Source organism: Afipia sp. GW822-FHT04G07 (assembly GCF_058800765.1).
Genome location: NZ_JBXAMP010000001.1, coordinates 3,133,255 through 3,156,311 on the forward strand (window position 1 = coordinate 3,133,255; position 23,057 = coordinate 3,156,311).

Sequence of the window (23,057 nt, forward strand, 5' to 3'; positions counted from 1 at the left end):
CTTGGATTACTGCGTCTTCTCGGCCGGCTTGTCGAAGCATTCGGCGACGTATTGCGCCATCTCGCGTTTCTGGATTTTCGCGATCTTCGCGGCGTTGTTGCATTCGATCAGCTTGAGCTGTTCGGCATGGCGCTTTTCGGCGGCCTCGCGAAACTCCGGCGCGACGGTTTTGGGATCGACGATTTTCTGGGCGCGGGCGGGAGCGCCGCTCATGGCGGCGGCGGCGATCGAAGCCGCCGCAAGAAAAAGGAGTGTGCCGCGGTTGCGCATCACACTCCTGTACCACTTATCGGGCGGCTGCGTCATGACCCGTTTGGGGCATGAGCCCGAAAAGCCTATTCGTCCTCGGCCTTCTTGCCGCCGATGGTCTTCAGCTTGGCGAACACGGCATCCACGTTCATATCGTCGCGCTGCTTCTCGCTGGTGGTCGCGATCTCGTGCTCGGCTTCCTTGCGGGTGGTCTCCGAGGCCGGCAGCAGGGTCGCGCCGCCGTATTGCTGGGCGGCCGGCTTTTCCTTCGCCGCGCGCTGCACTTCGAAATCGAGTTCGATCTGCGAGCACAGGCCGAGCGTCACCGGGTCCATCGGCGTCAGCGTCGAGGCGTTCCAGTGGGTGCGGTCGCGCACGCTGGCGATCGTCGTCTTGGTGGTGCCGACGAGGCGCATGATCTGGCTGTCTTTCAACTCGGGATGGTTGCGCACCAGCCAGAGAATGGCGCTTGGGCGCTCGTGACGGCGCGACACCGGCGTGTAGCGCGGGCCCTTCTTTTTCGCCGGCGACGGCAGCACGACCTTGGATTCGCCGAGCTTGAGGCGATAGTCCGCGTCGGCTTCGCCCTTTTCGATTTCCTCGCGGGAGAGCTGGCCGGTCGAGATCGGGTCCATGCCCTTGATGCCCTGTGCGGCGTCGCCGTCGGCGATGGCGCGGATTTCGAGCGGGTGCATCTTGGTAAATTCAGCCACCTGGTCGAAGGTCAGGGCGGTATTGTCAACCAGCCACACGGCAGTCGCCTTGGGCATCAGCGGTGCATTGCTCATGGCAAATCTCCTTTACGCTTCGCCCGCCAGATTTTTTGGGGGGTAAAGCCGTCTGGTCATCGGTGATGACGGGAATTCGTCCCTATATAGTCTGGCAGGGGCAAACCGTTCAATGGTTTTGATCGCCCTTGACAGAACGGGGACCACGGCCCCAAGTCCTTCGAAACAAGTCCCATCCATAGCTCCAAAAACGCTTGATTCCGGCTCAAAATGACCCCTGAAGCTCAAAAACCGCTGCTTTCCGTCGTGCTTTGTTCCCCGCGGGGGTTCTGCGCCGGCGTGGTCCGGGCCATCGACACGGTGGAACGCGCGCTGAAGCTCTATGGCGCGCCGGTCTATGTCCGTCACGAAATCGTGCATAACCGCTATGTGGTGGAAAGCCTGCGCGAAAAAGGGGCGATTTTCGTCGCGGAACTGAACGAAATCCCCCAGACCGACGCGCCGGTGGTGTTTTCCGCCCATGGCGTGCCGAAGGCCATTCCGAACGAGGCCGACAAGCGCAATTTCTTCACGCTGGACGCGACCTGCCCGCTGGTGACCAAGGTTCACCGCGAGGCGGCGATCCATTTCAAGCGCGGCCGCGAAATCATCCTGATCGGCCATGCCGGCCATCCCGAAGTCGTCGGTACGCTCGGCCAGTTGCCGAAGGGTGCGGTCGTCCTGATCGAGACCATGGATGCGGCGCGTACCTTCCAGCCCAAGGATGCGTCCAAGCTTGCGTTCGTGACCCAGACCACGCTGTCGATCGACGACACCGCGGAAATCGTCGCCGTGCTCAAGGAGCGTTTCCCCGACATCGACGGTCCGCACAAGGAAGACATCTGCTACGCCACCACCAACCGCCAGCTTGCGGTGAAGAAGGTAGCACCTCAGGTCGAAGCCATGATCGTGGTCGGCTCGCCGAACTCGTCGAACTCGCAGCGCCTGCGCGAAGTCGCCGAGCGCGAAGGCTGCAAGGTGTCCGTGCTGGTGCAGCGCGCGTCCGAACTCGACTGGTCGAAGTTCGAAGGCATCAAGACGCTCGGCATCACGGCGGGCGCGTCCGCGCCTGAAATCATCGTCGAGGAAATCATGGATGCGTTCGCCGCTCACTACAAGCTGAGCGTCGAGACCGTTTCCGCCGCACAGGAAAACGAATTCTTCCCGCTGCCTCGCCCGCTGCGGAACGACGCAGCGGAATAGGGTTTACTAGATGGCGGTCTACACCGACGTCACCGCCGAAGAGCTCGCGGACTTCCTCTCGACCTACGGAATTGGCGACCTGCTGTCCTACAAGGGCATCGCCGAAGGCGTGGAGAATTCCAATTACCTGCTGCACACCAGCAAGAGTTACTTCTTCCTGACGCTGTATGAGAAGCGCGTCGCGGTGAAGGACCTGCCGTTCTTCCTCGGCCTGATGGCGCACCTGGCCAGACACGGCATCACCTGTCCGCAGCCGGTGGTGAATGCAAAAGGCGAGGCGCTGGGCACGCTGGCGGGACGGCCCGCCGCGATCATCGATTTCCTCGAAGGCGTGTGGCCGCGCAGGCCGAATGCTGCGCATTGCGCCGCCGTGGGCGAGGCGCTCGCGAAGATGCATCTTGCGGGCGCGGATTTTGCGATGTCGCGTCCCAATGCGCTGTCGGTGACCGGCTGGCGGCCATTGTTCGATCAGGCTGCCGCGCGCGCCGACAGCGTGCAGCACGGATTGCGCGCGTTGCTCGCCGCCGAACTCGATCATCTCGAACGGCACTGGCCGAAGGATCTGCCGCAGGGCGTGATCCATGCCGATCTGTTTCCGGACAACGCATTGTTTCTCGGCGAAAAGCTCTCGGGACTGATCGACTTCTATTTCGCCTGCAACGACACACTGGCCTATGATGTCGCGATCTGCCTTAACGCCTGGTGCTTCGAGATCGATCATTCCTTCAACGTCACCAAGGCGCGCGCCTTCCTCAATGCCTACACGCGCGCGCGCAAACTGTCGCCCGCCGAGCAGGATGCGCTGCCGCTGCTGGCGCGGGGGGCGTCGATCCGCTTCCTGCTGACGCGGCTGGTGGACTGGCTCAACGTGCCGCCCGGCGCGCTGGTCAAGCCGAAAGACCCGCTCGAATATGTCCGCAAGCTGCGCTTTCATCAGAGCGTGAAAAGCATCAGCGACTATGGCGTCGAGCATTCAGGGTTCGCCGCGTGAGCGACACGAAACTTCCGCACGTGACTATCTTCACCGACGGCGCCTGCTCCGGAAATCCGGGGCCGGGCGGCTGGGGCGCGATCCTTCGTTTCGGCGATGTCGAGAAGGAACTGAAGGGCGGCGAGAATCCCTCCACCAACAACCGCATGGAATTGATGGCGGCGATCTCGGCGCTCGAAGCGCTGAAGAAGCCGGCATCGGTGGATCTCACCACCGACAGCCAATATGTACGGCAGGGCATCACCAGCTGGATTCACAACTGGAAGCGCAACGGCTGGCGCACCTCCGACAAGAAGCCGGTGAAGAATGTCGATCTGTGGCAGCGGCTCGATGCGGCGCTCCATCAGCATAAAGTGCGCTGGCACTGGATCAAGGGCCATGCCGGTCACGCCGAAAACGAGCGCGCCGATCAGCTCGCGCGGGATGGGCTTGCGGAAAATCGGTAGAGATCTGCGCGGGTATTTCTCTGCGTCGTCCCCGCCTTCGCGGGGACGACATCTCGCATGTTGTATGTCTGGTGGATAAGCGAGGCTCTCAAAGCTGCGACAGCAGCGTGTCGCCGCCGGAGACTTCAACCTTGCTCGGAACGGCTTCGAGATTGAACTTCGTCACCTTGCCGTCTTCCACCAGCATCGAATAACGCTTCGAGCGGATGCCAAGGCCGTTGCCCGATGCGTCGAGCTCCAGGCCGATCGCCTTGGTGAATTCGGCGTTGCCGTCGGCGAGGAAAATCGCCTCGTCGCGTTGGTCGGTGTCGCGCTTCCAGGCGTTCATGACGAACGCATCGTTGACCGAAACGACAGCGATGGTGTCGACGCCCTTGTCCTTGAGGGCATAGGCGTTGAGGAAAATGCTCGGCATATGCATCTTGTGACAGGTGCCGGTGTAGGCGCCGGGCACGGCGAACAGCGCGACCTTCTTGCCCTTGAAAATGTCGTCGGTGGTTTTGACCTGGACGCCGTCCGCGGTCATGACGCGAAATTTGGATTCGGGCAGCTTGTCGCCAACTTTGATGGTCATCGTTACGTCTCCTTGGAAATAGATCGAGTGTCTTTAGCGCGATTTTCGCGAAAGTGGGAACCGGATTTGCGAATGAATAACGACTGCGACGGGTCGAGCCGGATCGCGTGTTGCGGTGCGATCCGGTTGTTTCGTTCCTATCGCAACGCCGTGGTGACCTCGTAGGCGCTGCCCGGTCCGGCGATCGTCAATTTCAGCACCGCGCCCTCGGCGTTCGCGCCCGGCGGCAGTCCGTCGAGGTCGAAGCCGAAACGCTGCACGCCGCCGCTTTCGCGCTTGACCAGCTTGGGGACCGGCAACGCCCAATCCTGCGTCGGGCCTTCGACGAACAATTCGATGTCCTTGTTCGCGGCCTTGTCGTTTGCAGCCTTGCCGCTCGGAGCCTTGTCGTCCTGCGCAACGACATCGACCAGCACACGCCTGTCCTCGCGACGGACCTCGCGGATGGAAAGTGGCGTGGCGTCGCCGACTTTCGCGGGCTTCGGCACGGTCTCCAGCGCCGCGGCGATGGCATTGTCTTCGGTGCTCGCCACGCTGCGAAATGCGAGTTCGGCTGCGGCTTCCACCGGGATGCAGAGTTTCTCGCACACAGCGTAGCTGATGGCCGCACGCAGCGTCACCGGCTTGTCAGGACTCTTTGCGATGATCCGCAGCGGCAACAGAACCTGATTGCGGTAGCCGAACGATATGCCTCCCGCGCCATCGGGAAACTGCATCGGCACGGGCCAGAGGATAGTGACGGATTCGACATTGTCGGATTTCGAGAAATCGATCCGCGGCGGTACGCCGGAATCTCCGGGCGTGCGCCAGTAGGTTTTCCAGCCCGGCTCCATCTGGAAACCGATGCCGCCGAGCAGCACGTTGCCGCTGCGCGAACCTGCGATCAGCCGGACCGCCGAATAGGTGTCCCTGATCCACGGCGACGCATCCTGCGCATGCGCATGGATCGGAAGGAGGCAGGCGATGGCAGCGAAGGCAATGCTGGACGCTGTGCGAACGGGAACCATGGTGACCATCAGATGTCCTTACAGGGCGGGGTCCCTGTGAACTACTGAATTGCCCGTGATCCAGTCTTTTTCGCGACCGAAAGCCGCTGCCAGAACCGCTTGATTGACAGAATCCGCACCCAATATCAGGATGGACGAACAGCATGAGAGTCGTTTGCGAATGATGGCCACACGCAAGAAGACCGAAAAGCCTGCTGCGGGCCAGAATTGGGCCGACGACGACACGTCGGGCGCGGGCTATCTCGACGGTCAGTTGCTGATTGCCATGCCGGTGATGGACGACGAGCGTTTTGCCCGCTCTGTCATCTATCTTTGCGCCCATTCATCCGAAGGTGCGATGGGCATTATCGTCAATCGCCCGGCCGGCAGCATCGACTTTCCGCAATTGCTGGTTCAACTCGACATCATCAACAAGGCCGAGCGGATCAAGCTGCCGGGGCTTGCCGAGGACATGAAGGTCATGAAAGGCGGGCCGGTCGATACTGGCCGCGGCTTCGTGCTTCATTCGAGCGACTTCTTCATCAAGGACGCGACGCTGCCGATCGACGACGGCATCTGCCTCACCGCCACGCTCGATATCCTCAAGGCTATCGCCGCCGGCGCCGGCCCCAAGCACGCGATACTGGCGCTGGGTTATGCCGGCTGGGCGCCGGGTCAGTTGGAGAGCGAGATTCAGCATAACGGCTGGCTGCATTGTCCGGCCGATCCCGACCTGATTTTCGGGCGCGACGCCGAGGACAAGTATCAGCGCGCGCTGGACAAGATTGGCATCGATCTGGCGATGCTGTCGAATGAAGCCGGCCACGCTTAGAGTCTGACCCGACATTTCGTCATTCCGGGACGCGCTCTTTGCGCGGGCCGGAATCTTCATCAGCATTGACGTGATTTGGTTGCGCTGGATTCCGGGTTCGCTTGTCTCCCTCGCGCCCCGGAATAACGCGGATGCACCAGCCTCACGCCGTTTCCGGTCCAGGCGCAGCAGCAGGCGCTGCCGCCGGTGCGGGCGTCGTGATGTTGCGTGCGGTCTGCCGGCGGTTACGCGGCTGCGGGACCTGCTCGCCGGTCAGCAGCCGTATCGTGGCGTCGGCATCCATCGGTTCGCCGAAGGCGAAGCCTTGGGCATATTCGCAGCCCAGTTGAAACAGTTCGACGGCGTCGGAATCGGTTTCCGCGCCTTCCGCGACCACTTCCATGTTGAGATCGTGCGCCAGTGCGACGATCGATTTAAGCAGCACCGGCCGCGCGCCGCGTCCGGTGGTGCGCACAAACGACTGGTCGATCTTGATGGTATCGAACGGAAAGCGCTGCAGATAAGCCAGCGACGAGTGGCCGGTGCCGAAATCGTCCAGTGACAGGCCGACACCGAGCTCCTTGATCCGGTGCAGCATCTGCGCTGCGTGTTCCGGATTTTCCATCACGAGGGATTCCGTCAGTTCCAGCTTGAGCGAACCGCGCGCGACCGCGGAACGTGACATCACACCGCGCACGTCGTGGATCAGGTCGTGGCGCAGCAACTGGCGTGACGAGACATTGACGCTGGCGAAGATCGGTTCGCGCGAGCGCACCGTGCGCTGCCAGATGGCAAGCTGCTTGGCGGTGGTGTCCATCACGAACAGGCCGAGTTCGACGATCAGGCCGATTTCTTCCGCGATCGAGATGAATTCCGACGGCGACATGCGCCCGAGCTTGGGATGATCCCACCGCGCCAAAGCCTCGAAGCCCGCGATGGTGCGATCTTCAAGCCGCACGATGGGCTGGTAGAGGATCGTGATTTCCTCACGCTCGATGGCGCGGCGCAGTTCGGCTTCTAGCGCGAGACGGTCGGTTTTGCGCGCGCGCATGGCGGGCTTGTAGACGTCGATACGGTCGCCGCCGATGCGCTTGGAATGATACATCGCCAGCTCGGCGTCCTTGATGATTTCCTCGGTCAGCGGGATCTGCGGATCGCTCAACGCGAGGCCGATCGATGCAGTGAGGAAAATCTCGCGGCCGTCGAAGGCGATCGGCGCGCGGATGGTCTTGCGGATGGTTTCGGCGAAGGCCGTGATGCGCGCCGGTTCATGCTCCGAGGTGAGGATCAGGCCGAACTGATCGCCGGCCAGGCGCGCCAGCGTGTCCTGTGGCTTGAGAATACGCGCCAGCCGCCGTGCCAGCGTCAGCAGGATCGAATCGCCGACGGCGATGCCGACGGAATCGTTGACCTGCTTGAAGCGGTCGAGGTCGATCACCATCACGGTGGGGCGCAGGTTCGGCGTCGTCTTGGCGAAGGTCGAGACGGCGCTCAGGCGATCGATGAAGAGCTGGCGGTTCGGCAGGCCGGTGAGATTGTCGTGGACCGAATCGTGGAGCAGCCGCTCCTCGGAATTCTTGTTCTCGGTGACGTCGGTGAGCGTGCCGACGACGCGGGACACTTCGCCGTCGGAGCCGACCACCGGGCGCGCCTTGAGCGCGAACCACATGAAGTGGCCGTCGGGCGTGCGCAGCCGGAAGTCCTGCACCAGACGGCCGCGGCGCTGGTCGAGCACGCTGTCGAGCGCCGCGCGGAAACGATCCTGATCGAGCGGATGCAGCACCTCGAGCCATTTGGCGGCCGGGCCTTCCAGCGTGCCGCGTTTGAGGCCGAGCAGCACTTCGGTTTCGGGACTGGTGAAGACCTTGTCCGCCGACACGTCCCAATCCCAGATCAGATCGCCGGAGCCTGTCAGCGCCAGCGCACGGCGTTCGACATCGGAGACGATGCCGTTGGTGGCGCCGCCGCCTGCGAAAGCGTGTTGCATCACCGTGAAGCCGATCAGCATCACGATCAGCACCAGGCCGCCGAGCAGCGCGGGTCCGACGATGTCGTTGGTCACGCCGCCGGCGATGGTCATGCCCGCCGCGATCACCCAGACCACCAGAAGGAACCAGGTCGGGATCAGCAGCACGGCGCGGTCGAAACCGTGGGTCGAGAGATAGACGATCAGCGCAAAGCCAAACACCGCGATCAGCGCCAGCGACATGCGCGCGATGCCGGACGCCACGGCGGGATCGAACAAGGCGAGCGCCACCAGCGCGCCGAGGAATACCAGCCAGCCCATGGTGATATGCGAGTAGCGCACATGCCATCGCGACAGGTTGAGATAGGCGAACAAAAATACCAGCAGCGTCGCGGCCAGCATCGCCTCGCCCGACGCGCGCCACACGCGCTCCGAGCCGGCCGACATGTCGAACACCTTGCCCCAGAATCCGAAATCGACGCCGATATAGACCAGCACCGCCCAGGCGAGCGCCGCGGCGGCCGGGAACATGATGCTGCCCTTGACCACGAACAGGATGGTCAGCACTAGCGCCAGCAATCCGGAAATGCCGATGACGATGCCCTGATAGAGCGTGAACGAGTTGACCTTGTCCTTGTAGGCTTCCGGCTCCCAGAGGTAGAGCTGCGGAATCTTGTCAGTGCGCAGTTCGGCGACGAAGGTGATCACAGCACCGGGGTCGAGCGTGATGCGGAAGATGTCGGCGGTGGCGCTGTCCTGACGTTCCGGCCGGTCGCCGGTCGATGGCGTGATGGTCGCGATGCGTGACAGTCCGAGATCGGGCCACAGCAGTCCCGACGACACGATGCGGTAATGCGGCACGACGATCAGGCGATCCAGCTGATCGTCGGTGTTATTGGTCAGCGCGAACACGATCCAGTTCTGGCCGCCTTCCCGCGCGCGCACCTCGATGCGGCGGACGATGCCGTCGGTGCCGGGCGCGGTCGAGACCTGAATGCGGTCGGTGTCACTGCGCTGGAATTCAAGGATGCCGGTGAGATCGATCGCAGGCGCGTCACTGCGCACGCTGATCGCATCGAGCGCATGTGACGGCTGCGCGAAAGCGCATATCACCAAGCTCAGCAGGAACGAGAGCGCTGCGACACGAAGCGAACTTCGGATGTGGAACACTGGCAGCGCGAAGCCTCTGATCGAGCGCAAAGTCAGCTCTCCGCGTTGAAGGCAGCGGGCCGCGAACGGTCCGCCGATACGAACGCGATAAATGCCACAAATATGAAGCAAATCAAAGGGTTTCGAGCGGTTTCCCAGCCCTAAACGGTGAGCACAATTTTGCCAATATGTTGGCTGGATTCCATCCGCGCATGGGCTTTTGCGGCGTCTTTCAGCGGGAAGCTGCTGTCCATCAAGGGCTTGACCCGTCCGTCCGCCAGCCAGGGCATCGCCTTGGCCTCGATGGCGCTCACCATCGCGGCCTTGTCAGCCACGGTGCGGGGCCGCAGCGTTGAACCGGTATGGTGCAGCCGCTTCATCATCAGCTTGCTGAAGTTCGGTGTGGCCTTGGGGCCGCCGAGGAACGCGATCTGGACAATCCGGCCTTCGACCGCGGCCGCGTCATAGTTGCGGTCGATGTAGTCTCCGCCGACCATGTCGAGGATGACGTTGACGCCCGCGCCGCCGGTCAGCTCCTTGGTTTTGGCAACGAAGTCCTCGGTCTTGTAGTTGATCGCCGCATCTGCGCCGAGCTTGAGACACGCATCGACCTTGTCCTGCGCGCCGACGGTGACGAACACTTTCGCGCCATGCGCTTTCGCCATCTGGATCGCCATGGTGCCGATGCCGGATGAGCCGCCGTGAATTAGCAGTGTTTCACCGGGCTGCAATCCGCCGCGCTCGAACACGTTGTGCCAGACCGTCATCAGGGTTTCGGGGATCGCGCCGGCCTCTTTCAGCGAGAGGCCTTTCGGCACCGACATGGCGTGGGTTTCGTGGGTGAGACAGTATTCGGCGTAGCCGCCGCCGGCGACGAGCGACATCACCTGCTCGCCGATCTTGCGCTTGGTGACGCCGTCGCCGAGCGCGATCACTTCGCCCGCGACCTCAAGGCCCGGAAGATCGCTGGCGCCGGGCGGAACGGGATAGTGCCCCATGCGCTGCAACACGTCGGGACGGTTAACGCCGGCGGCCGCAACCTTGATCAGGATTTCGTTCGGTCCCGGCTTCGGCACCGGCCGCTGTTCGGGCACAAGCACCTCGGGCCCGCCGGGCTTGGTGATACCGATGACGGTCATCTGTGCGGGAAGCTTGTCCATGATGTGTCCTTGCAGCGGTGGGGCGGGAAGGGAAAGATGCAGGCAGCTATAATCGGGCGAACGACGGGAGGGAAGCATGGCGGCTGAGGATGACGACAAACCGCGCAAGAAAATCAGCCACGAGATCGGGCAGGATTTGTCGCTGCTTTCCGTCGGCGACGTCGAAGACCGCATTGCAATGCTCGCGTCGGAGATCGAGCGGCTGGAAGCCGATGCCGCGAAAAAGCGCGCCAGCCGGGACGCCGCCAACGCCTTCTTCAAATCGTGAACGAGCGGTGTGGTTCCGCTCAATCGCAAAGGAACCGTAAAGGAAATCGTTCATTTACGGGGTATTAAGCTTTCGGGTTTATGACTGGGATTGTCCTTGTTTGGACACCGAGTGGCTCCTGTCCACTCTGTTTGACGCCTCCCTGTTATCAACTTTCAAAAGCCGCGGGAAACCGCGGCTCTTTTTTTGCGTCGCGCGTTTCGGCTCGCGCGGCATGGCGCTGGAAACCATATCTCCTCATTGTTACGCCGCGCGGCTGGACTCCCCGCCGCGGGCGCGCAATGATTTGTTCATCATAAAAAAACCAGCGTAACCGCGTGAGGCGTTAACCATGTCCGATCAGGCCGAAGCCGATCTCGTTCTTCTCAGCGAGAGGATCACCAATTCACCTGCCTTCGGGACCTTGTTCCGGGAAGGCATGGATCTGGTGGAGGAGACCGCGGCCTATCTGGACGGTCCGGGCCGCACAGAGGCCAAGGCGCTCGAGCGCTCGGTCAGCCTGAGTTACGCCACAGAGAGCATGCGGCTGACGACGCGTCTCATGCAATTGGCGTCATGGCTGCTGCTGCATCGCGCCGTCAAGGAAGGCGAGATGACGCTGAACCAGGCCAATCGTGAAAAGACCAAGGTCAAGCTGACCGCAGCCGATCCTTGTCCGGACGAGATGCTTGAGAAATTGCCCGCGCGCTTGCAGGAACTGGTAGCGCGCTCGATGACGCTGCAGGCGAAGGTGCGCCGGCTCGACGTCACGATCCATACGCCGGCCAGCGATCGCGTCACGATCGGCAATCCGCTCGTACCGCAGATGAACATGCTGAAGGCCGCGTTCGAGCGGTAAATTTGGCGAGGCTCAAAACGAAAAACGCCCCGGCTTTGACCGGGGCGTTTTTTTATAGGTGGCTCTGAAGAAGGATCAGTCCTTCTTGAGGAAGCCCGAAAACTTCTTCTGGAAGCGCGAAACACGTCCGCCACGGTCCAGCAGCTGCTGGGTTCCGCCGGTCCAGGCCGGGTGCGACTTCGAGTCAATGTCGAGGTTCAGCGTGTCGCCTTCCTTGCCATAGGTCGAGCGGGTCAGGTACTCGGTCCCGTCGGTCATCACGACCTTAATTGTATGATAATCCGGGTGAATTTCGGCTTTCATGGCAAATCCTCTGGCGCCGCGCGCCCACAGATCAGGGATGTTCGGGACGAATTTGGCCGCTCTATATCGCAGGATAGCCGCTGAAACAAGCTCGCAACGCCATTTGCCAGCGCCTTCCATGGGGCCTATTTGAGGGCCAGCGAGCAACCGGGCGGCGGAAATTATGAGTGCAGTGGAACGTATTGAAAATCCGGGGTTGCCGTCTGCGCCGCCGCGCGAGCCCGTGACCGCCAAAGAGACAGCCGCCGACGAGGCGTCCAGGCCCGGTTCTCCGGATGCGCCCGGCACACCGCGGAAAAAGTCCCGCGGCGTGAAACTGCGGCCCCTGATGGCGCTGGCGCCTTACGTGGCGCGTTATCGCGGGCAGGCGTTCGCAGCGCTGGTCGCGCTGATCGTCGCATCGGCGGCGACGCTGGTGGTGCCGCTCGCCGTGCGCCGCATGATCGATTTCGGCTTCAGTCCCGAAGGCATCGTGCTCATCAACAGCTACTTCGCGGTGATGATCGCGGTAGTGGCGGTGCTCGCGGCCGCGAGCGCGTCGCGTTACTATCTCGTCATCACGCTCGGCGAACGCATCGTCGCCGATTTGCGGCGTGACGTGTTCAATCATCTGACATCGCTGTCGCCGTCGTTCTTCGACACCGCCCACAGCGGTGAACTGGTGTCGCGCCTGACCGCGGACACCACGCAGATCAAATCCGCTGTCGGGGCGTCGGTCTCGATCGCGCTGCGTAATCTCGTGCTGTTCGTTGGCGCGTCCGCGATGATGGTCATCACCAGTCCGAAATTGTCCGGTTTCGTGCTGGCCGTGATTCCGCTGATCGTGCTGCCGCTGGTGGCGTTCGGACGCCGCGTGCAGAAGCTGTCGCGCGGTGCGCAGGACACGCTGGCGGATGCGTCGTCCTATGCGTCCGAACTGATCGGCGCGATGCGTACATTGCAGGCCTTTACCAATGAGCGGCTGGCCGAAGCGCGGTTCGGCAAGGAAGTCGAGCGCGCCTATGTCGCGGCGCGGAGTTCGACACGTGCGCGCGCGTTCCTGACCGCGATTGTGATCTTCCTGATTTTCACCAGCGTGGTCGCGATTCTCTGGATCGGCTCGCATGACGTGCTGACGCACCAGATCAGCGCAGGGCGTCTTGGCCAGTTCATTCTCTATGCGGCGTTTGCCGCAGGCGCGCTCGGCGAACTCAGTCAGGTGTGGGGCGAAATTTCGCAAGCCTCCGGCGCTTCGGAGCGGCTGTTCGAGATTCTGCGCATCAAGCCCGATATTGCCGCGCCTGCGAACCCGCGCGCGCTGCCGATGCCGCCGCGCGGCGATGTCAGCTTCGACGATGTGCGGTTCTCCTATCCGACGCGGCCTGAGCATCTTGCTGTCGATGGCGTGTCGTTTGCGGTGAAGGCCGGCGAGAAAGTCGCCGTGGTCGGACCGTCGGGCGCCGGCAAGAGCACATTGTTTCATCTGCTGCTGCGGTTCTACGATCCCGCGAGCGGCGTGATTTCTGTCGATGGCGTGCCGGTCCGCGAGGCCGATCCGTCCGCCGTGCGGTCGCGCATCGCGCTGGTGCCGCAGGATTCAGCGGTGTTCGCAACCAGCGCCCGCGAAAATATCCGTTTCGGCCGCCCCGATGCCAGCGACGCCGAGGTCGCGCGCGCTGCCGATCTCGCTCACGCCACCGAATTCATTTCGCGCTTGCCGCTGGGCTTCGATACTCAACTCGGCGAGCGCGGCGTGACCTTGTCCGGCGGTCAGCGCCAGCGCATTGCGATCGCGCGTGCGATCCTGCGCGATGCGCCGCTGCTGCTGCTCGATGAAGCGACGTCGTCACTCGACGCGGAGAGCGAAACGCTGGTGCAGACCGCGCTGGAAGAATTAATGAAGCACCGCACCACGCTGGTGATCGCGCATCGTCTCGCCACCGTGCTGTCGTGCGACCGCATTCTGGTGATGGAGAACGGCCGCATCGTCGAGCAGGGAACCCACGCCTCGCTGGTCGCCGCCAACGGCCTTTATGCGCGGCTTGCACGATTGCAGTTCGAGGGCGTGTAGGCGCCGACGTTACGGCTTCCACGCCATTCCATAGACTTTCCGTCCCGATACCGGATTGACGTCGTCGTGGGTGTGAACGAAGCCGTTGCGTTCATAGAAGCGGATCGCGCGCGCGTTGTCGGTGTTCACGAGCAGGGTGATTCCAGACGGCGACATCGACTTGGCTTCGGCGACCAGCGCGTTGCCGAGATGTGATCCCCACGCATCCGGGTCGACCACAAGCTGATCGAGATAGCCGGCTGTATCGATGGTGACAAAGCCGATCATCGCCTGGCCTTGTTCCGCGACGACGATCCGCGCGGCCGGCACAAGCTCATCGCGCCATCGCGCGCGCCATCCTTCCAGCCGCTGTGCGAAGTCGATCGAGGGATAGGCCTTCGTCCATGTGCGAAACCACAGATTGATCGCTGCGTCCTCGTCGCTCGCGCTGTAGGGCCGCAGCGTGAAGGATGCGCTCATGTCCCGATCAGGCTCATCGCTCGGTGAGCTTCAGTTCGATGCGGCGATTGCGCTTGTAGGCTTCCTCGGTCTTCTCGGGGTCGAGCGGCTGAAATTCCGCGAAACCCGCCGCGACCAAGCGTTGCGCCGGGACGCCGAGCGAAACCAGATACTGCACCACCGAGATGGCGCGTGCAGATGATAACTCCCAGTTCGACTTGAACTGCGGGCTCGCGATCGGCCGCACGTCGGTGTGACCGTCCACGCGCAGCACCCAGGCGATCTCCGGCGGAATCTGCTTGTCGAGATCGGTCAGCGCCGTCGCGAGCTTGTCGAGTTCGGCGCGGCCTTCGGGCAGCAGCAGCGCCTGCCCGGTGTCGAAGAACACTTCGGACTGGAATACGAAGCGGTCACCCACGACGCGGATGTCCGGCCGGTTGCCGAGAATGGTGCGCAGCCGTCCGAAAAATTCGGAACGATAGCGTGACAGTTCCTGCACGCGCTGCGCCAGCGCCACGTTCAGCCGCTGGCCGAGATCGGCGATCTTGCCTTGCGATTCCTTGTCGCGCTTCTCCGAGACGTCGAGCGCTTCTTCGAGAGCGGCGAGTTGCCGGCGCAGCGCGCTGATCTGCTGGTTCAGCACCTCGATCTGGGCCAGCGCGCGTGCGGACACCTGCTTTTCGGAGTCCAGCGCCTTGCCGAGTTCGGTGGCGCGCCCTGCGGCGCTGGCGCCTGCGCCCGCCAGTCCGTCGTAGAGCCCTTTCACGCGGTCGCGCTCGGTTTCGGCCGACGCGAGTCCGGCGCGCACCTGCGACAGTTGCTCGTCGAGGTTCAGCTTGCCGAGCTTTTCGAGCGAAAGAAGATCGTTGAGTTGCGCGATCTGCGCGTTCAGCCGCTCCAGCGCCTTGTCCTTGCCGGTGACTTCCTGCGACAGGAAGAACTGCACGACAAGAAATACCGACAGCAGGAATACGATGGCCAGCACCAGTGTCGAGAGCGCATCGACGAAGCCCGGCCAGTAGTTGAAGCCCGGGTCGCTGCGGCGGGATCGCGAAAGCGCCATGAGCTGTTATCCTTGGATCAATTGTTCTCGGGCTGACGTGCGAGGCGTTCCAGGAGACTCTTGATCTCCTTGTTCTGCTCGCCCTGGCCATCGGCCCATTCACGGATCAACTGCTGCTCGGTGCGCATGTGATGCACGAGGCCCTGAATGGCTTCCGCGAGATTCGCCATCGCCGTGGTGGAGGCGCGGTTCGATCCCATTTCCTCGACGGCGGTGCGCAGCCGGTCGAGCGCGGGGTTGAAATCCCCGCCTGTACCAGCCGTCTGGCCGTCGCTGGCGTATTCCTGCACGGTTTCCGCAAGCCAGTCTTCAAGGTCCGTGTAGAAGCGGTTCTGCGCCTGGCTCGATTGCAGGTCGAGAAAGCCGAGGATCAGTGAGCCGGCAAGACCGAACAGCGAGGACGAGAACGAAATGCCCATGCCGCTGAGTGGCGCGGCGAGACCTTCCTTCAGCGTGTCGAACACCGAACCGGCGTCGCCGCCGACTTTCAGCCCCTCGATCACCTTGCCGACCGAGCCGACCGTCTCGATCAGACCCCAGAACGTGCCGAGCAGGCCGAGAAACACCAGAAGACCCGTCATGTAGCGCGACAGGTCGCGCGCCTCGTCAAGCCGCGTGGCGATGGAGTCGAGCAGATGCCGCATGGTCTGCTGCGAGATGCTCATGCGGCCGCTTCGATGGCTCAGCATGGCGGCCATCGGCGCCAGCAGCGTCGGGCGGCGATCCACCGCGAGACCCGGATCGGAGATGCGAAAACTGTTGACCCACGCAATTTCCGGATAGAGCCGGATCACCTGCCTGAATGCCAGAATGATGCCGATGACGAGAACTCCGGCGATCAGCGCGTTGAGACCGGGATTGGCGAGGAACGCCAGCCAGATCTGTTTGTAGAGCACCACGACCAGCAATCCGCACAGGATCAGGAACACCAGCATCCGGACCAGAAAAATTCGGGGCGACGACAGCTTGGTGGCGCTGATGTCGTCAGCGGTTCTGGGTGGGGGATTTTTCGCCATGGTGGATGGTCAATCCTTCTCCGGGAAAACGTCGGGGATCAATATGGCACAGGGTTGGCCGGAAAAAAATGCCAGCCCGCTTTGTCCCCCATGCGGAACCTCCTGTGTGACACTTGAGGCCGGGCCTGTTCGTATTTCTCATTCAGGTGACAGAATTCGAGCGGGGACGGTCATGACGTGGGCTTTTCCTGAGCGCACTGGTCATAATGCCGTGGGCGCAGTCGATCCTGATGGCCACTGCCTGGGTGGTGCAGCAGCGCACCGGCAATTCGGGGTGGGTCGATACCGTCTGGTGCTGCGCCTCGGCTCGCATATCGCCGCGCGCACGGCGAAAAATCACTGACGGCCGCGCTACGCTACCTTTGCAAAGGAGTAGGGCGTCAGTTCTCTAACTGGGTTGCGGCTGGAGTCGCTTTGGATGGCGCGGCAGTTTCCTCATGCGGCGATTGTCGCGGCGTCGAATTCGCAGCGCGCTTACATCGAAGGCGAGGCGACTTGAAGAATAGCGATGGCCGGGACAGGGCCAGCCATGACAATGCTGATTATAGCGGCTTCAAAATCTTCACGAGTTCGCGCTGGATTGTCTCGTTGCCGCAGACGACGTGGCCGGTCGCCATCGCCGTATCGCCGCCCTCGATGCCGCTGACGACGCCGCCGGCTTCGCGCACCATGATCAGTCCGGCGGCGATGTCCCAGGGCTGCAGGTTGCGTTCCCAATAACCGTCGAGACGGCCTGCCGCGACAAAGGCGAGATCGAGCGAGGCCGCGCCGAAGCGCCGCAAGCCCGCGACGCGCTGCTGCATCTCAGCCATCTCACGCCGTGACAGTTCGTGGTCGCCGCGCCCGATATGCGGCAGGCCGCAGGCGATCACGCATTCGTTGAGTTGTTTGCGAGCGGCGACGCGAAGGCGCTGGTCGTTCAGGAAGGCACCCTTGCCGCGCTCGGCCATGTAGAGCTCATCATTGGCGGGATTGTAGATCACGCCGGCGATGATGACGCCTTCGCGCTGAAGGCCGATCGAGATCGCGAATTGCGGAATGCCGTGCAGGAAATTGGTCGTGCCGTCGAGCGGATCGACGATCCATGTGTTGGATTTGTCGGTGCCTTCGCGCGTGCCGCCTTCCTCGCCGAGAAAACCGTAGCCGGGTCGCGCTTTTGTCAGGTCTTCGTAAAGCATCTGCTCCGCGCGCTTGTCGGCAAGAGACACAAAGTTGGCGGGCCCCTTCAGCGAGACCTGAAGGTTCTCGATCTCGCCGAGATCGCGATTAAGGCTGCGGCCCGCGCGGCGCGCGGCTTTGACCATGACGTTGATAAGCGCTGAATGAATCATCGTTTCGGCTTGAAAAGATCGGTCGAAACCGGATCGGGATGAGGGAATGATGCCTTGCGGATGCTTGGCGTCAAAGCGCAGGAACGTCAAGGGTGATAACGGCTGCGCTTGGCGCGTATGCCCGAACGCGGCACCGGTTTTGTTGTCAGAATACGCACTCCGACAACATTTGGATCATTTTCGAGCGAACTCGCTTATTTCGTGCCAAACCACTTTCTGGCGAGGTCTTCGGCTTTTGCCTTGTCGATCGGAGGAAGCTGGGCGAACTGAGCATCGAGGTCGGGATCGCTTTTGCCGGCGGTCTTGGCGATCAGATGCCATTTGAAACCCTGGACCTTGTCCACGGGAACGCCGAGACCTTCGACCAGAATCCGCGCGAGGCGGTTTTGCGCGATCGGACTGTTGTGTCGCGCGGCCCGGTTCAGCAGCGCGATCGCGGCAGGGATATCCTTGGTGGTGCCGGTGCCGTTGTAGAGCGCGATGGCATACTCGACTTCCGCGTCCAGATTGTCGGCCAGCGCAGCCGCGCGCATCAGCTTTGCGGCCTCGACGACATTTTTCTCCACCCCGCGGCCTTCCTTGTAGAAGGTCGCGAGTGCGTATTGCGCTTCCGGGTTGCCACCGTTGGCGGCCTGGCGGAACAGTTCGGCGGCGCGCTTGATGTCCTGCGGGAAGATCTGGCCCTCAAGATACAGAAGGCCGAGGTTGTAGGCTGCGGCCGGCTTGCCGAGTTTGGCGGATGACGCGAGTAGCCGCGCGCCTTCTTCCCGGTTGGGCGGAGCGGGACGTCCGGCGATCTTCATCATGCCCAGCGCGAACATTGCTTCGCGGTCGCCGCGATCCGCGGCCTGCTTGTACCATTCCGCGGCTTTGACGTCGTCGCGCTTGATGCCGAGCGCGTTGGAATAGAGTTCACCCAGCAAGGTCATCGATTTGGGATCGCTGATCTCCTGCGCGCGCTTCAACGCGATGTTGAAGGCTGTGCGATAAAGTCCCTGCTGATAGGCACCGTAAGCGAGATCGACATTCGGATCGTCCGGGGCGGGCGCAGGTGCGGCAGGCGCTGCGGTTTTCGCGGGTTCGGATTTTTTCTGCGCGGACGGCGCAGGTGCTGCTTTCGGCGCCTTCTTCGGCGCGGGGGATTTCGCGGCAGGAGGCTTTTCGGAAGGTTGGATCGGTGTCGGAAAAGGATTAGGCGCCTGCGCCAACGCACTCGCGGAAAATGCGATCACACCGGCGACGACCGATGCAAGAAATCCTGCATGAGCGGCTGCGAACGGCGTGGCACGGCGAGGCGCGGTCATCGCGGTCTATCCCTCTTTGACCGTGGTCGTGGCGAAAGCGGCCGCGAAGCCCTGTGCAACGGCGTCGCTCGCATCGCGCAGCGCCGCTTCGGGCCCGCGCGAATCCTGCCAGATGACATCGCCGACCAGAATGAAATCCGCGCCCGCTGATGCGAACAGATGTGCCTCGTCCAGCGTCGCCGCAAAGCCGACGCAGGGCGGCTCGAACACTTCCGCCCACCATTGCAGACGTTCGAAGATCGCGTCCGGCGACGGCCGTTCGCCGTGCGCATCGGGCTCGCCGAACAGCACGTAGTCGGCGCCGGCTTCGCCGGCCGTCATGGCGTCGTGGCGTGTGACGAGACCGCCGACGCCGATGATGCGATCGGGCTTCAGGGCTGGCATGGCTTCCTGCATCGCCTCGATGCCGGAGATGTTCGCGCCATCTGCGCCGGAACGTGCGACCAGTTCGAAATGTCCGTCGAGCAGCAGCGCCGCGCCGGCCTTCTGGACCATGGGCGCGAGCGCCTTGGCGCGCTGGATCAGGCCGCGCTCGTCGGTGGAGGCGAGTTTCAGCAAAACGGCGGCGACATCGGCCGCGGCCAGCAGCGCGGGCAAATGCGGCGCAAGCTGCGCTGGATCGGTGACCAGCGGCGTCGCCAGATACAGCCGAGGCGCGGGGCGCGGCGGGACAGGTTTTGTGGCCATGATGGCGGTGTGATGCCCCCGGACTGCGGCCAAAAAAGGGGCGGGATGAAGTCCCGCCCTGTCGATGGAATATTTACGCGATCTTTGCGGCGAGCTCGCCCTTGGCGTAGCGCTGCGCCATCTGGGCGGTGGTCAGCACCTTCTTGATCTTGCTGGCCTGACCTGCGGTATTGAATTCCTGCAGGCGCGCTTTGCAGAGCTTGGTCATCGCTTCCATCGCAGGCTTCAGATACTTGCGCGGGTCGAATTCGCTCGGGTTCTCGGAGAGAATCTTGCGGATCTGCCCGGTCATGGCCATGCGGTTGTCGGTGTCGATGTTGATCTTGCGCACGCCGTGCTTGATGCCACGCTGGATTTCCGACACCGGCACGCCCCAGGTCGGCTTCATCTGGCCGCCGAACTTGTTGATGATCTCCTGCAAGTCCTGCGGCACCGACGAGGAGCCGTGCATCACAAGATGGGTGTTCGGCAGCTTGCGGTGAATTTCCTCGATGACGTTCATGGCGAGGATGTCGCCATCGGGCTTGCGGGTGAACTTGTAGGCGCCGTGCGACGTGCCCATGGCGATCGCGAGCGCATCGACCTGGGTTTCCTTGACGAATTTCACGGCTTCGTCGGGATTGGTGAGAAGCTGGTCGTGCGAAAGCTTGCCCTCGAAACCGTGGCCGTCTTCCTTCTCGCCCTCGCCGCTTTCAAGCGAGCCGAGCACACCGAGTTCGCCTTCCACCGAAATGCCGCCGAGGTGGGCCATGTCGGTGACGGTCTTGGTCACGCCGACGTTGTAGTCCCAGTCGCCGGGCGTCTTGCCGTCGGCCTTCAGCGAGCCGTCCATCATCACCGAGGTGAAGCCGGCCTGGATCGCGGTCATGCAGGTGGCGGGTTCGTTGCCGTGATCGAGATGCACGCAGACCGGAATCTGCGGATGGATTTCCGTCACTGCGTCCATCATGTGCTTGAGCATCACGTCATTGGCGTAGGAGCGTGCGCCGCGCGACGCCTGAATGATGACAGGCGCATCCACGGAGCTTGCGGCTTCCATGATGGCCAGCGCCTGTTCCATGTTGTTGATGTTGAACGCCGGCACGCCGTAGTCGTTCTCAGCAGCATGATCCAGCAATTGACGCAACGTAATGCGAGCCATGAGTGCTTGTTCTCCGCGTTATTGAAGGCAGCGCCGAGGGCGCCAGATCCGTTGAAAATTAGCGTACTCTAAGAACCTCGACGCCGGGCAAAGGTTTCCCTTCCATCCACTCAAGAAATGCGCCGCCAGCGGTTGAAACGTAGGTGAAATCCCGTCCCACGCCAGCGTGGTTCAACGCCGCAACGGTATCGCCGCCGCCGGCGACGGACACCAGCTTGCCGGCCTTGGTGCGGGCTGCGGCATACTTGGCGACCTGGACCGTACCACGGTCGAATGGTGACATTTCGAACGCGCCGAGCGGCCCGTTCCACACCAGCGTCGCGGCCTCGTCGATCGCGGCATCGATCCGCTTGATCGATTGCGGTCCGACATCGAGGATCATGCCGTCGGCCGGAATGGCCTCGAGCGCGCAGGCACGTGAAGGCGCATTGGCTTCGAATTTTTCGGCGACCACGGCATCGACGGGCAGGATGATGGCGCAATTGGTGGAGTTCGCCTTGACGAGAATGCGCAGCGCCGTGGTGGCGAGGTCCTTCTCGCAGAGCGATTTGCCGACATCGATGCCCTGCGCGTGCAGGAAGGTGTTGGCCATTCCGCCGCCGATCACCAGCGCATCGACCTTGCTGACAAGATTTTCGAGAAGATCGATCTTGGTGGAAACCTTCGAGCCGCCGACGATGGCGATCACCGGATGCACCGGCTCGTCGAGCGCTTTGCCGAGCGCATCGAGTTCGGCCTCCATGGTGCGGCCGGCATAACCGGGCAGCACATGGCCGAGTCCTTCGGTCGATGCGTGAGCGCGATGCGCGCAGGAGAACGCGTCGTTGACCCAGATGTCGCCGTGCTTCGCGAGCTGCGCGACGAAGGCAGGGTCGTTCTTTTCTTCGCCCGCGTGGAAGCGGGTGTTCTCGAGGCAAAGAATTTCGCCATTCTTCAAGGCGGCGACAGCCTTCTCGGCTATTGGACCCACGCAGTCGGGCGCGAACTCAACGTGACGCAGCACCACATAGCCGAGCGCGGTCGCGACCGGCTTCAGCGATTCCTTCGGGTCGGGTCCCTTGGGCCGGCCGAAATGCGCGAGGATCACGACCCGGCCGCCGGCTTCCGACAGTTCGATGATGGTCTTGGCGATGCGTTGCAGCCGCGTGGTGTCGGACACGCGGCCGTTGTCCATCGGCACGTTGAGGTCGACGCGCAGCAGCACGCGCTTTCCCTTCACGTCGACATCATCGAGGGTGCGAAATCCGGACATCAGGACTCGTTGCGACTACGGGTTGCGGCGAGGGCCGGTGAGATCAGATCAGCTTGCTCATCGCCGCGGCGGTGTCGGCCATGCGGTTCGAGAAGCCCCACTCGTTGTCGTACCACGACAGCACGCGCACCAGCGTTCCGCCCTGCACCTTGGTCTGGTCCATGGCGAAGGTCGATGAACTCGGATCGTGGTTGAAATCGATCGAGACGTTCGGGTCGTTGGTGAAGGAGAGGATGCCCTTCAGCTCCTGCTGCGCGGCGCGCTTGATCGCGTCGTTGATCTCTTCCTTGGTGGTCGCGCGCTTCGCAACGATCTTGAGATCGATCACGGAGACGTTCGGCGTCGGCACGCGGATCGCGACGCCATCGAGCTTGCCCTGAAGCTCGGGCAGCACGAGGCCGATGGCCTTGGCAGCGCCGGTCGAGGTCGGGATCATCGACAGCGCGGCGGCGCGGCCGCGATAGAGATCGCTGTGCATGGTGTCGAGGGTCGGCTGGTCGCCGGTATAGGCGTGGATCGTGGTCATGAAGCCGGTCTCGATGCCGACGGTATCGTTCAGCACCTTCACCACCGGCGCGAGGCAGTTGGTGGTGCAGGAGCCGTTCGAGACGACGAGGTGATCCTTGGCGAGCTTGTCGTGGTTGACACCGTAGACGATGGTCGCGTCCGCGCCGTCAGACGGGGCGGAGACCAGCACGCGCTTGGCGCCCGCGGTCAGATGCGCCGACGCCTTGGCCTTGGCGCTGAAGATGCCGGTGCATTCCATCGCGATGTCGATGCCGAGGTCCTTCCAGGGCAGCGTCGCCGGATCGCGCACCGCGGTGACCTTGATCTTGCCGTTGCCGAGATTGATCGAATCGCCGTCGACGGTCACGGTTCCGGGAAAACGGCCGTGTACAGAGTCGTAGCGGAGCAGGTGGGCGTTGGTCTCGACCGGGCCGAGGTCGTTGATGGCGACGACCTGGATGTCCGTGCGCTTCGATTCATGGATGGCGCGCAAGATGTTGCGGCCGATACGGCCAAATCCATTGATCGCGACACGGACTGCCATTCAAGTTCTCCTC

23 protein-coding genes and 1 pseudogene are annotated in these 23,057 nt (G+C 62.7%); 8 read left to right on the plus strand and 16 right to left on the minus strand.

What is annotated here, in order from left to right:
* Positions 1 to 6: 6 nt before the first annotated feature.
* Together AC1RKJ_RS15335 and AC1RKJ_RS15340 are read right to left on the minus strand one after the other, a co-directional pair.
* Positions 7 to 270 carry a hypothetical protein gene (locus AC1RKJ_RS15335; protein ID WP_492791781.1) on the minus strand — a complete coding sequence of 88 codons (264 nt, stop codon included), beginning with the start codon at positions 268 to 270 and terminating at the stop codon, positions 7 to 9.
* Between the two features lie 65 nt (positions 271 to 335).
* Positions 336 to 1,037 carry a DUF1013 domain-containing protein gene (locus AC1RKJ_RS15340; RefSeq protein ID WP_492791782.1) on the minus strand — a complete coding sequence of 234 codons (702 nt, stop codon included), beginning with the start codon at positions 1,035 to 1,037 and terminating at the stop codon, positions 336 to 338.
* A gap of 210 nt (positions 1,038 to 1,247) precedes the next feature.
* Between AC1RKJ_RS15340 and ispH the strand changes: the two genes are divergently transcribed.
* From ispH to rnhA, 3 genes are read left to right on the plus strand one after another with little or no spacing between them, the layout of a single operon-like run.
* Positions 1,248 to 2,219: a 4-hydroxy-3-methylbut-2-enyl diphosphate reductase gene (ispH, locus tag AC1RKJ_RS15345; RefSeq protein WP_492791783.1), complete on the plus strand. Its 972-nt coding sequence runs from the start codon at positions 1,248 to 1,250 to the stop codon at positions 2,217 to 2,219.
* A 10-nt stretch (positions 2,220 to 2,229) separates the two neighbouring features.
* Positions 2,230 to 3,210: a homoserine kinase gene (locus tag AC1RKJ_RS15350; RefSeq protein WP_492791784.1), complete on the plus strand. Its 981-nt coding sequence runs from the start codon at positions 2,230 to 2,232 to the stop codon at positions 3,208 to 3,210.
* Entirely contained in the window at positions 3,207 to 3,656 is a 450-nt protein-coding gene (gene rnhA, locus AC1RKJ_RS15355) for a ribonuclease HI (RefSeq protein ID WP_492791785.1), read from the plus strand. Before AC1RKJ_RS15350 ends, rnhA begins: the two co-directional genes overlap by 4 nt.
* Positions 3,657 to 3,744: 88 nt before the next feature.
* Here the strand turns inward: rnhA and AC1RKJ_RS15360 are convergent, their stop codons facing one another.
* Together AC1RKJ_RS15360 and AC1RKJ_RS15365 are read right to left on the minus strand one after the other, a co-directional pair.
* Complete coding sequence (locus AC1RKJ_RS15360; protein WP_492791786.1) at positions 3,745 to 4,230, minus strand: peroxiredoxin; 486 nt, start codon at positions 4,228 to 4,230, stop codon at positions 3,745 to 3,747.
* Positions 4,231 to 4,367: 137 nt separating this feature from the next.
* Positions 4,368 to 5,246: a protein-disulfide reductase DsbD domain-containing protein gene (locus tag AC1RKJ_RS15365; RefSeq protein WP_492791787.1), complete on the minus strand. Its 879-nt coding sequence runs from the start codon at positions 5,244 to 5,246 to the stop codon at positions 4,368 to 4,370.
* Positions 5,247 to 5,397: 151 nt separating this feature from the next.
* Between AC1RKJ_RS15365 and AC1RKJ_RS15370 the strand changes: the two genes are divergently transcribed.
* Positions 5,398 to 6,048, plus strand: coding sequence for a YqgE/AlgH family protein (locus AC1RKJ_RS15370; protein ID WP_492791788.1), 651 nt, complete (start codon positions 5,398 to 5,400; stop codon positions 6,046 to 6,048).
* A 142-nt stretch (positions 6,049 to 6,190) separates the two neighbouring features.
* On the opposite strand, the gene AC1RKJ_RS15375 is transcribed toward AC1RKJ_RS15370, so the two are convergent.
* Positions 6,191 to 9,118 (minus strand): EAL domain-containing protein, encoded by a 2,928-nt coding sequence (locus AC1RKJ_RS15375; RefSeq protein WP_492792766.1) that lies wholly within the window; start codon positions 9,116 to 9,118, stop codon positions 6,191 to 6,193.
* Between the two features lie 185 nt (positions 9,119 to 9,303).
* Complete coding sequence (locus tag AC1RKJ_RS15380; RefSeq protein ID WP_492791789.1) at positions 9,304 to 10,302, minus strand: NAD(P)H-quinone oxidoreductase; 999 nt, start codon at positions 10,300 to 10,302, stop codon at positions 9,304 to 9,306.
* A gap of 76 nt (positions 10,303 to 10,378) precedes the next feature.
* Between AC1RKJ_RS15380 and AC1RKJ_RS15385 the strand changes: the two genes are divergently transcribed.
* Together AC1RKJ_RS15385 and rcdA are read left to right on the plus strand one after the other, a co-directional pair.
* A complete protein-coding gene (locus AC1RKJ_RS15385) occupies positions 10,379 to 10,570 on the plus strand; it encodes a DUF1192 domain-containing protein (RefSeq protein ID WP_492791790.1) in 192 nt (63 codons plus the stop codon).
* 331 nt (positions 10,571 to 10,901) lie between these two features.
* On the plus strand, positions 10,902 to 11,408 hold the full coding sequence (gene rcdA, locus AC1RKJ_RS15390) for a protease adaptor protein RcdA (protein WP_492791791.1): 507 nt from the start codon (positions 10,902 to 10,904) through the stop codon (positions 11,406 to 11,408).
* A gap of 75 nt (positions 11,409 to 11,483) precedes the next feature.
* Here rcdA and rpmE read toward each other — a convergent pair whose 3' ends face one another.
* Positions 11,484 to 11,711, minus strand: a complete 228-nt coding sequence (rpmE, locus tag AC1RKJ_RS15395; RefSeq protein ID WP_019199795.1) for a 50S ribosomal protein L31 — start codon at positions 11,709 to 11,711, stop codon at positions 11,484 to 11,486.
* 163 nt (positions 11,712 to 11,874) lie between these two features.
* Between rpmE and AC1RKJ_RS15400 the strand changes: the two genes are divergently transcribed.
* On the plus strand, positions 11,875 to 13,761 hold the full coding sequence (locus AC1RKJ_RS15400; protein WP_492791792.1) for an ABC transporter transmembrane domain-containing protein: 1,887 nt from the start codon (positions 11,875 to 11,877) through the stop codon (positions 13,759 to 13,761).
* A 9-nt stretch (positions 13,762 to 13,770) separates the two neighbouring features.
* Here AC1RKJ_RS15400 and AC1RKJ_RS15405 read toward each other — a convergent pair whose 3' ends face one another.
* From AC1RKJ_RS15405 to AC1RKJ_RS15415, 3 genes are read right to left on the minus strand one after another with little or no spacing between them, the layout of a single operon-like run.
* Positions 13,771 to 14,220, minus strand: coding sequence for a GNAT family N-acetyltransferase (locus AC1RKJ_RS15405; RefSeq protein WP_492791793.1), 450 nt, complete (start codon positions 14,218 to 14,220; stop codon positions 13,771 to 13,773).
* Between the two features lie 13 nt (positions 14,221 to 14,233).
* Positions 14,234 to 15,262, minus strand: a complete 1,029-nt coding sequence (locus AC1RKJ_RS15410) for a peptidoglycan -binding protein (protein ID WP_492791794.1) — start codon at positions 15,260 to 15,262, stop codon at positions 14,234 to 14,236.
* A 17-nt stretch (positions 15,263 to 15,279) separates the two neighbouring features.
* Complete coding sequence (locus tag AC1RKJ_RS15415) at positions 15,280 to 16,278, minus strand: flagellar motor protein MotA (protein ID WP_492791795.1); 999 nt, start codon at positions 16,276 to 16,278, stop codon at positions 15,280 to 15,282.
* A 206-nt stretch (positions 16,279 to 16,484) separates the two neighbouring features.
* On the opposite strand from AC1RKJ_RS15415, the pseudogene AC1RKJ_RS15420 reads away from it, so the two are divergent.
* Positions 16,485 to 16,571 (plus strand): annotated as a pseudogene (locus AC1RKJ_RS15420) (DUF1295 domain-containing protein); the annotation flags it as partial.
* Positions 16,572 to 16,820: 249 nt separating this feature from the next.
* Here the strand turns inward: AC1RKJ_RS15420 and AC1RKJ_RS15425 are convergent.
* From AC1RKJ_RS15425 to gap, 6 genes are all read right to left on the minus strand, one after another.
* The gene (locus AC1RKJ_RS15425) at positions 16,821 to 17,609 is read right to left on the minus strand and encodes an inositol monophosphatase family protein (protein ID WP_492791796.1); all 789 of its coding nucleotides are present in this window, start codon (positions 17,607 to 17,609) and stop codon (positions 16,821 to 16,823) included.
* Between the two features lie 194 nt (positions 17,610 to 17,803).
* Positions 17,804 to 18,913, minus strand: a complete 1,110-nt coding sequence (locus AC1RKJ_RS15430; protein ID WP_492791797.1) for a tetratricopeptide repeat protein — start codon at positions 18,911 to 18,913, stop codon at positions 17,804 to 17,806.
* Between the two features lie 6 nt (positions 18,914 to 18,919).
* Complete coding sequence (locus AC1RKJ_RS15435) at positions 18,920 to 19,600, minus strand: thiamine phosphate synthase (RefSeq protein WP_492791798.1); 681 nt, start codon at positions 19,598 to 19,600, stop codon at positions 18,920 to 18,922.
* 73 nt (positions 19,601 to 19,673) lie between these two features.
* The gene (gene fba, locus AC1RKJ_RS15440) at positions 19,674 to 20,741 is read right to left on the minus strand and encodes a class II fructose-bisphosphate aldolase (protein ID WP_492791799.1); all 1,068 of its coding nucleotides are present in this window, start codon (positions 20,739 to 20,741) and stop codon (positions 19,674 to 19,676) included.
* Positions 20,742 to 20,799: 58 nt separating this feature from the next.
* The gene (locus tag AC1RKJ_RS15445; protein WP_492791800.1) at positions 20,800 to 21,993 is read right to left on the minus strand and encodes a phosphoglycerate kinase; all 1,194 of its coding nucleotides are present in this window, start codon (positions 21,991 to 21,993) and stop codon (positions 20,800 to 20,802) included.
* Between the two features lie 43 nt (positions 21,994 to 22,036).
* On the minus strand, positions 22,037 to 23,044 hold the full coding sequence (gap, locus tag AC1RKJ_RS15450) for a type I glyceraldehyde-3-phosphate dehydrogenase (RefSeq protein WP_492791801.1): 1,008 nt from the start codon (positions 23,042 to 23,044) through the stop codon (positions 22,037 to 22,039).
* Between the last annotated feature and the right edge of the window lie 13 nt (positions 23,045 to 23,057).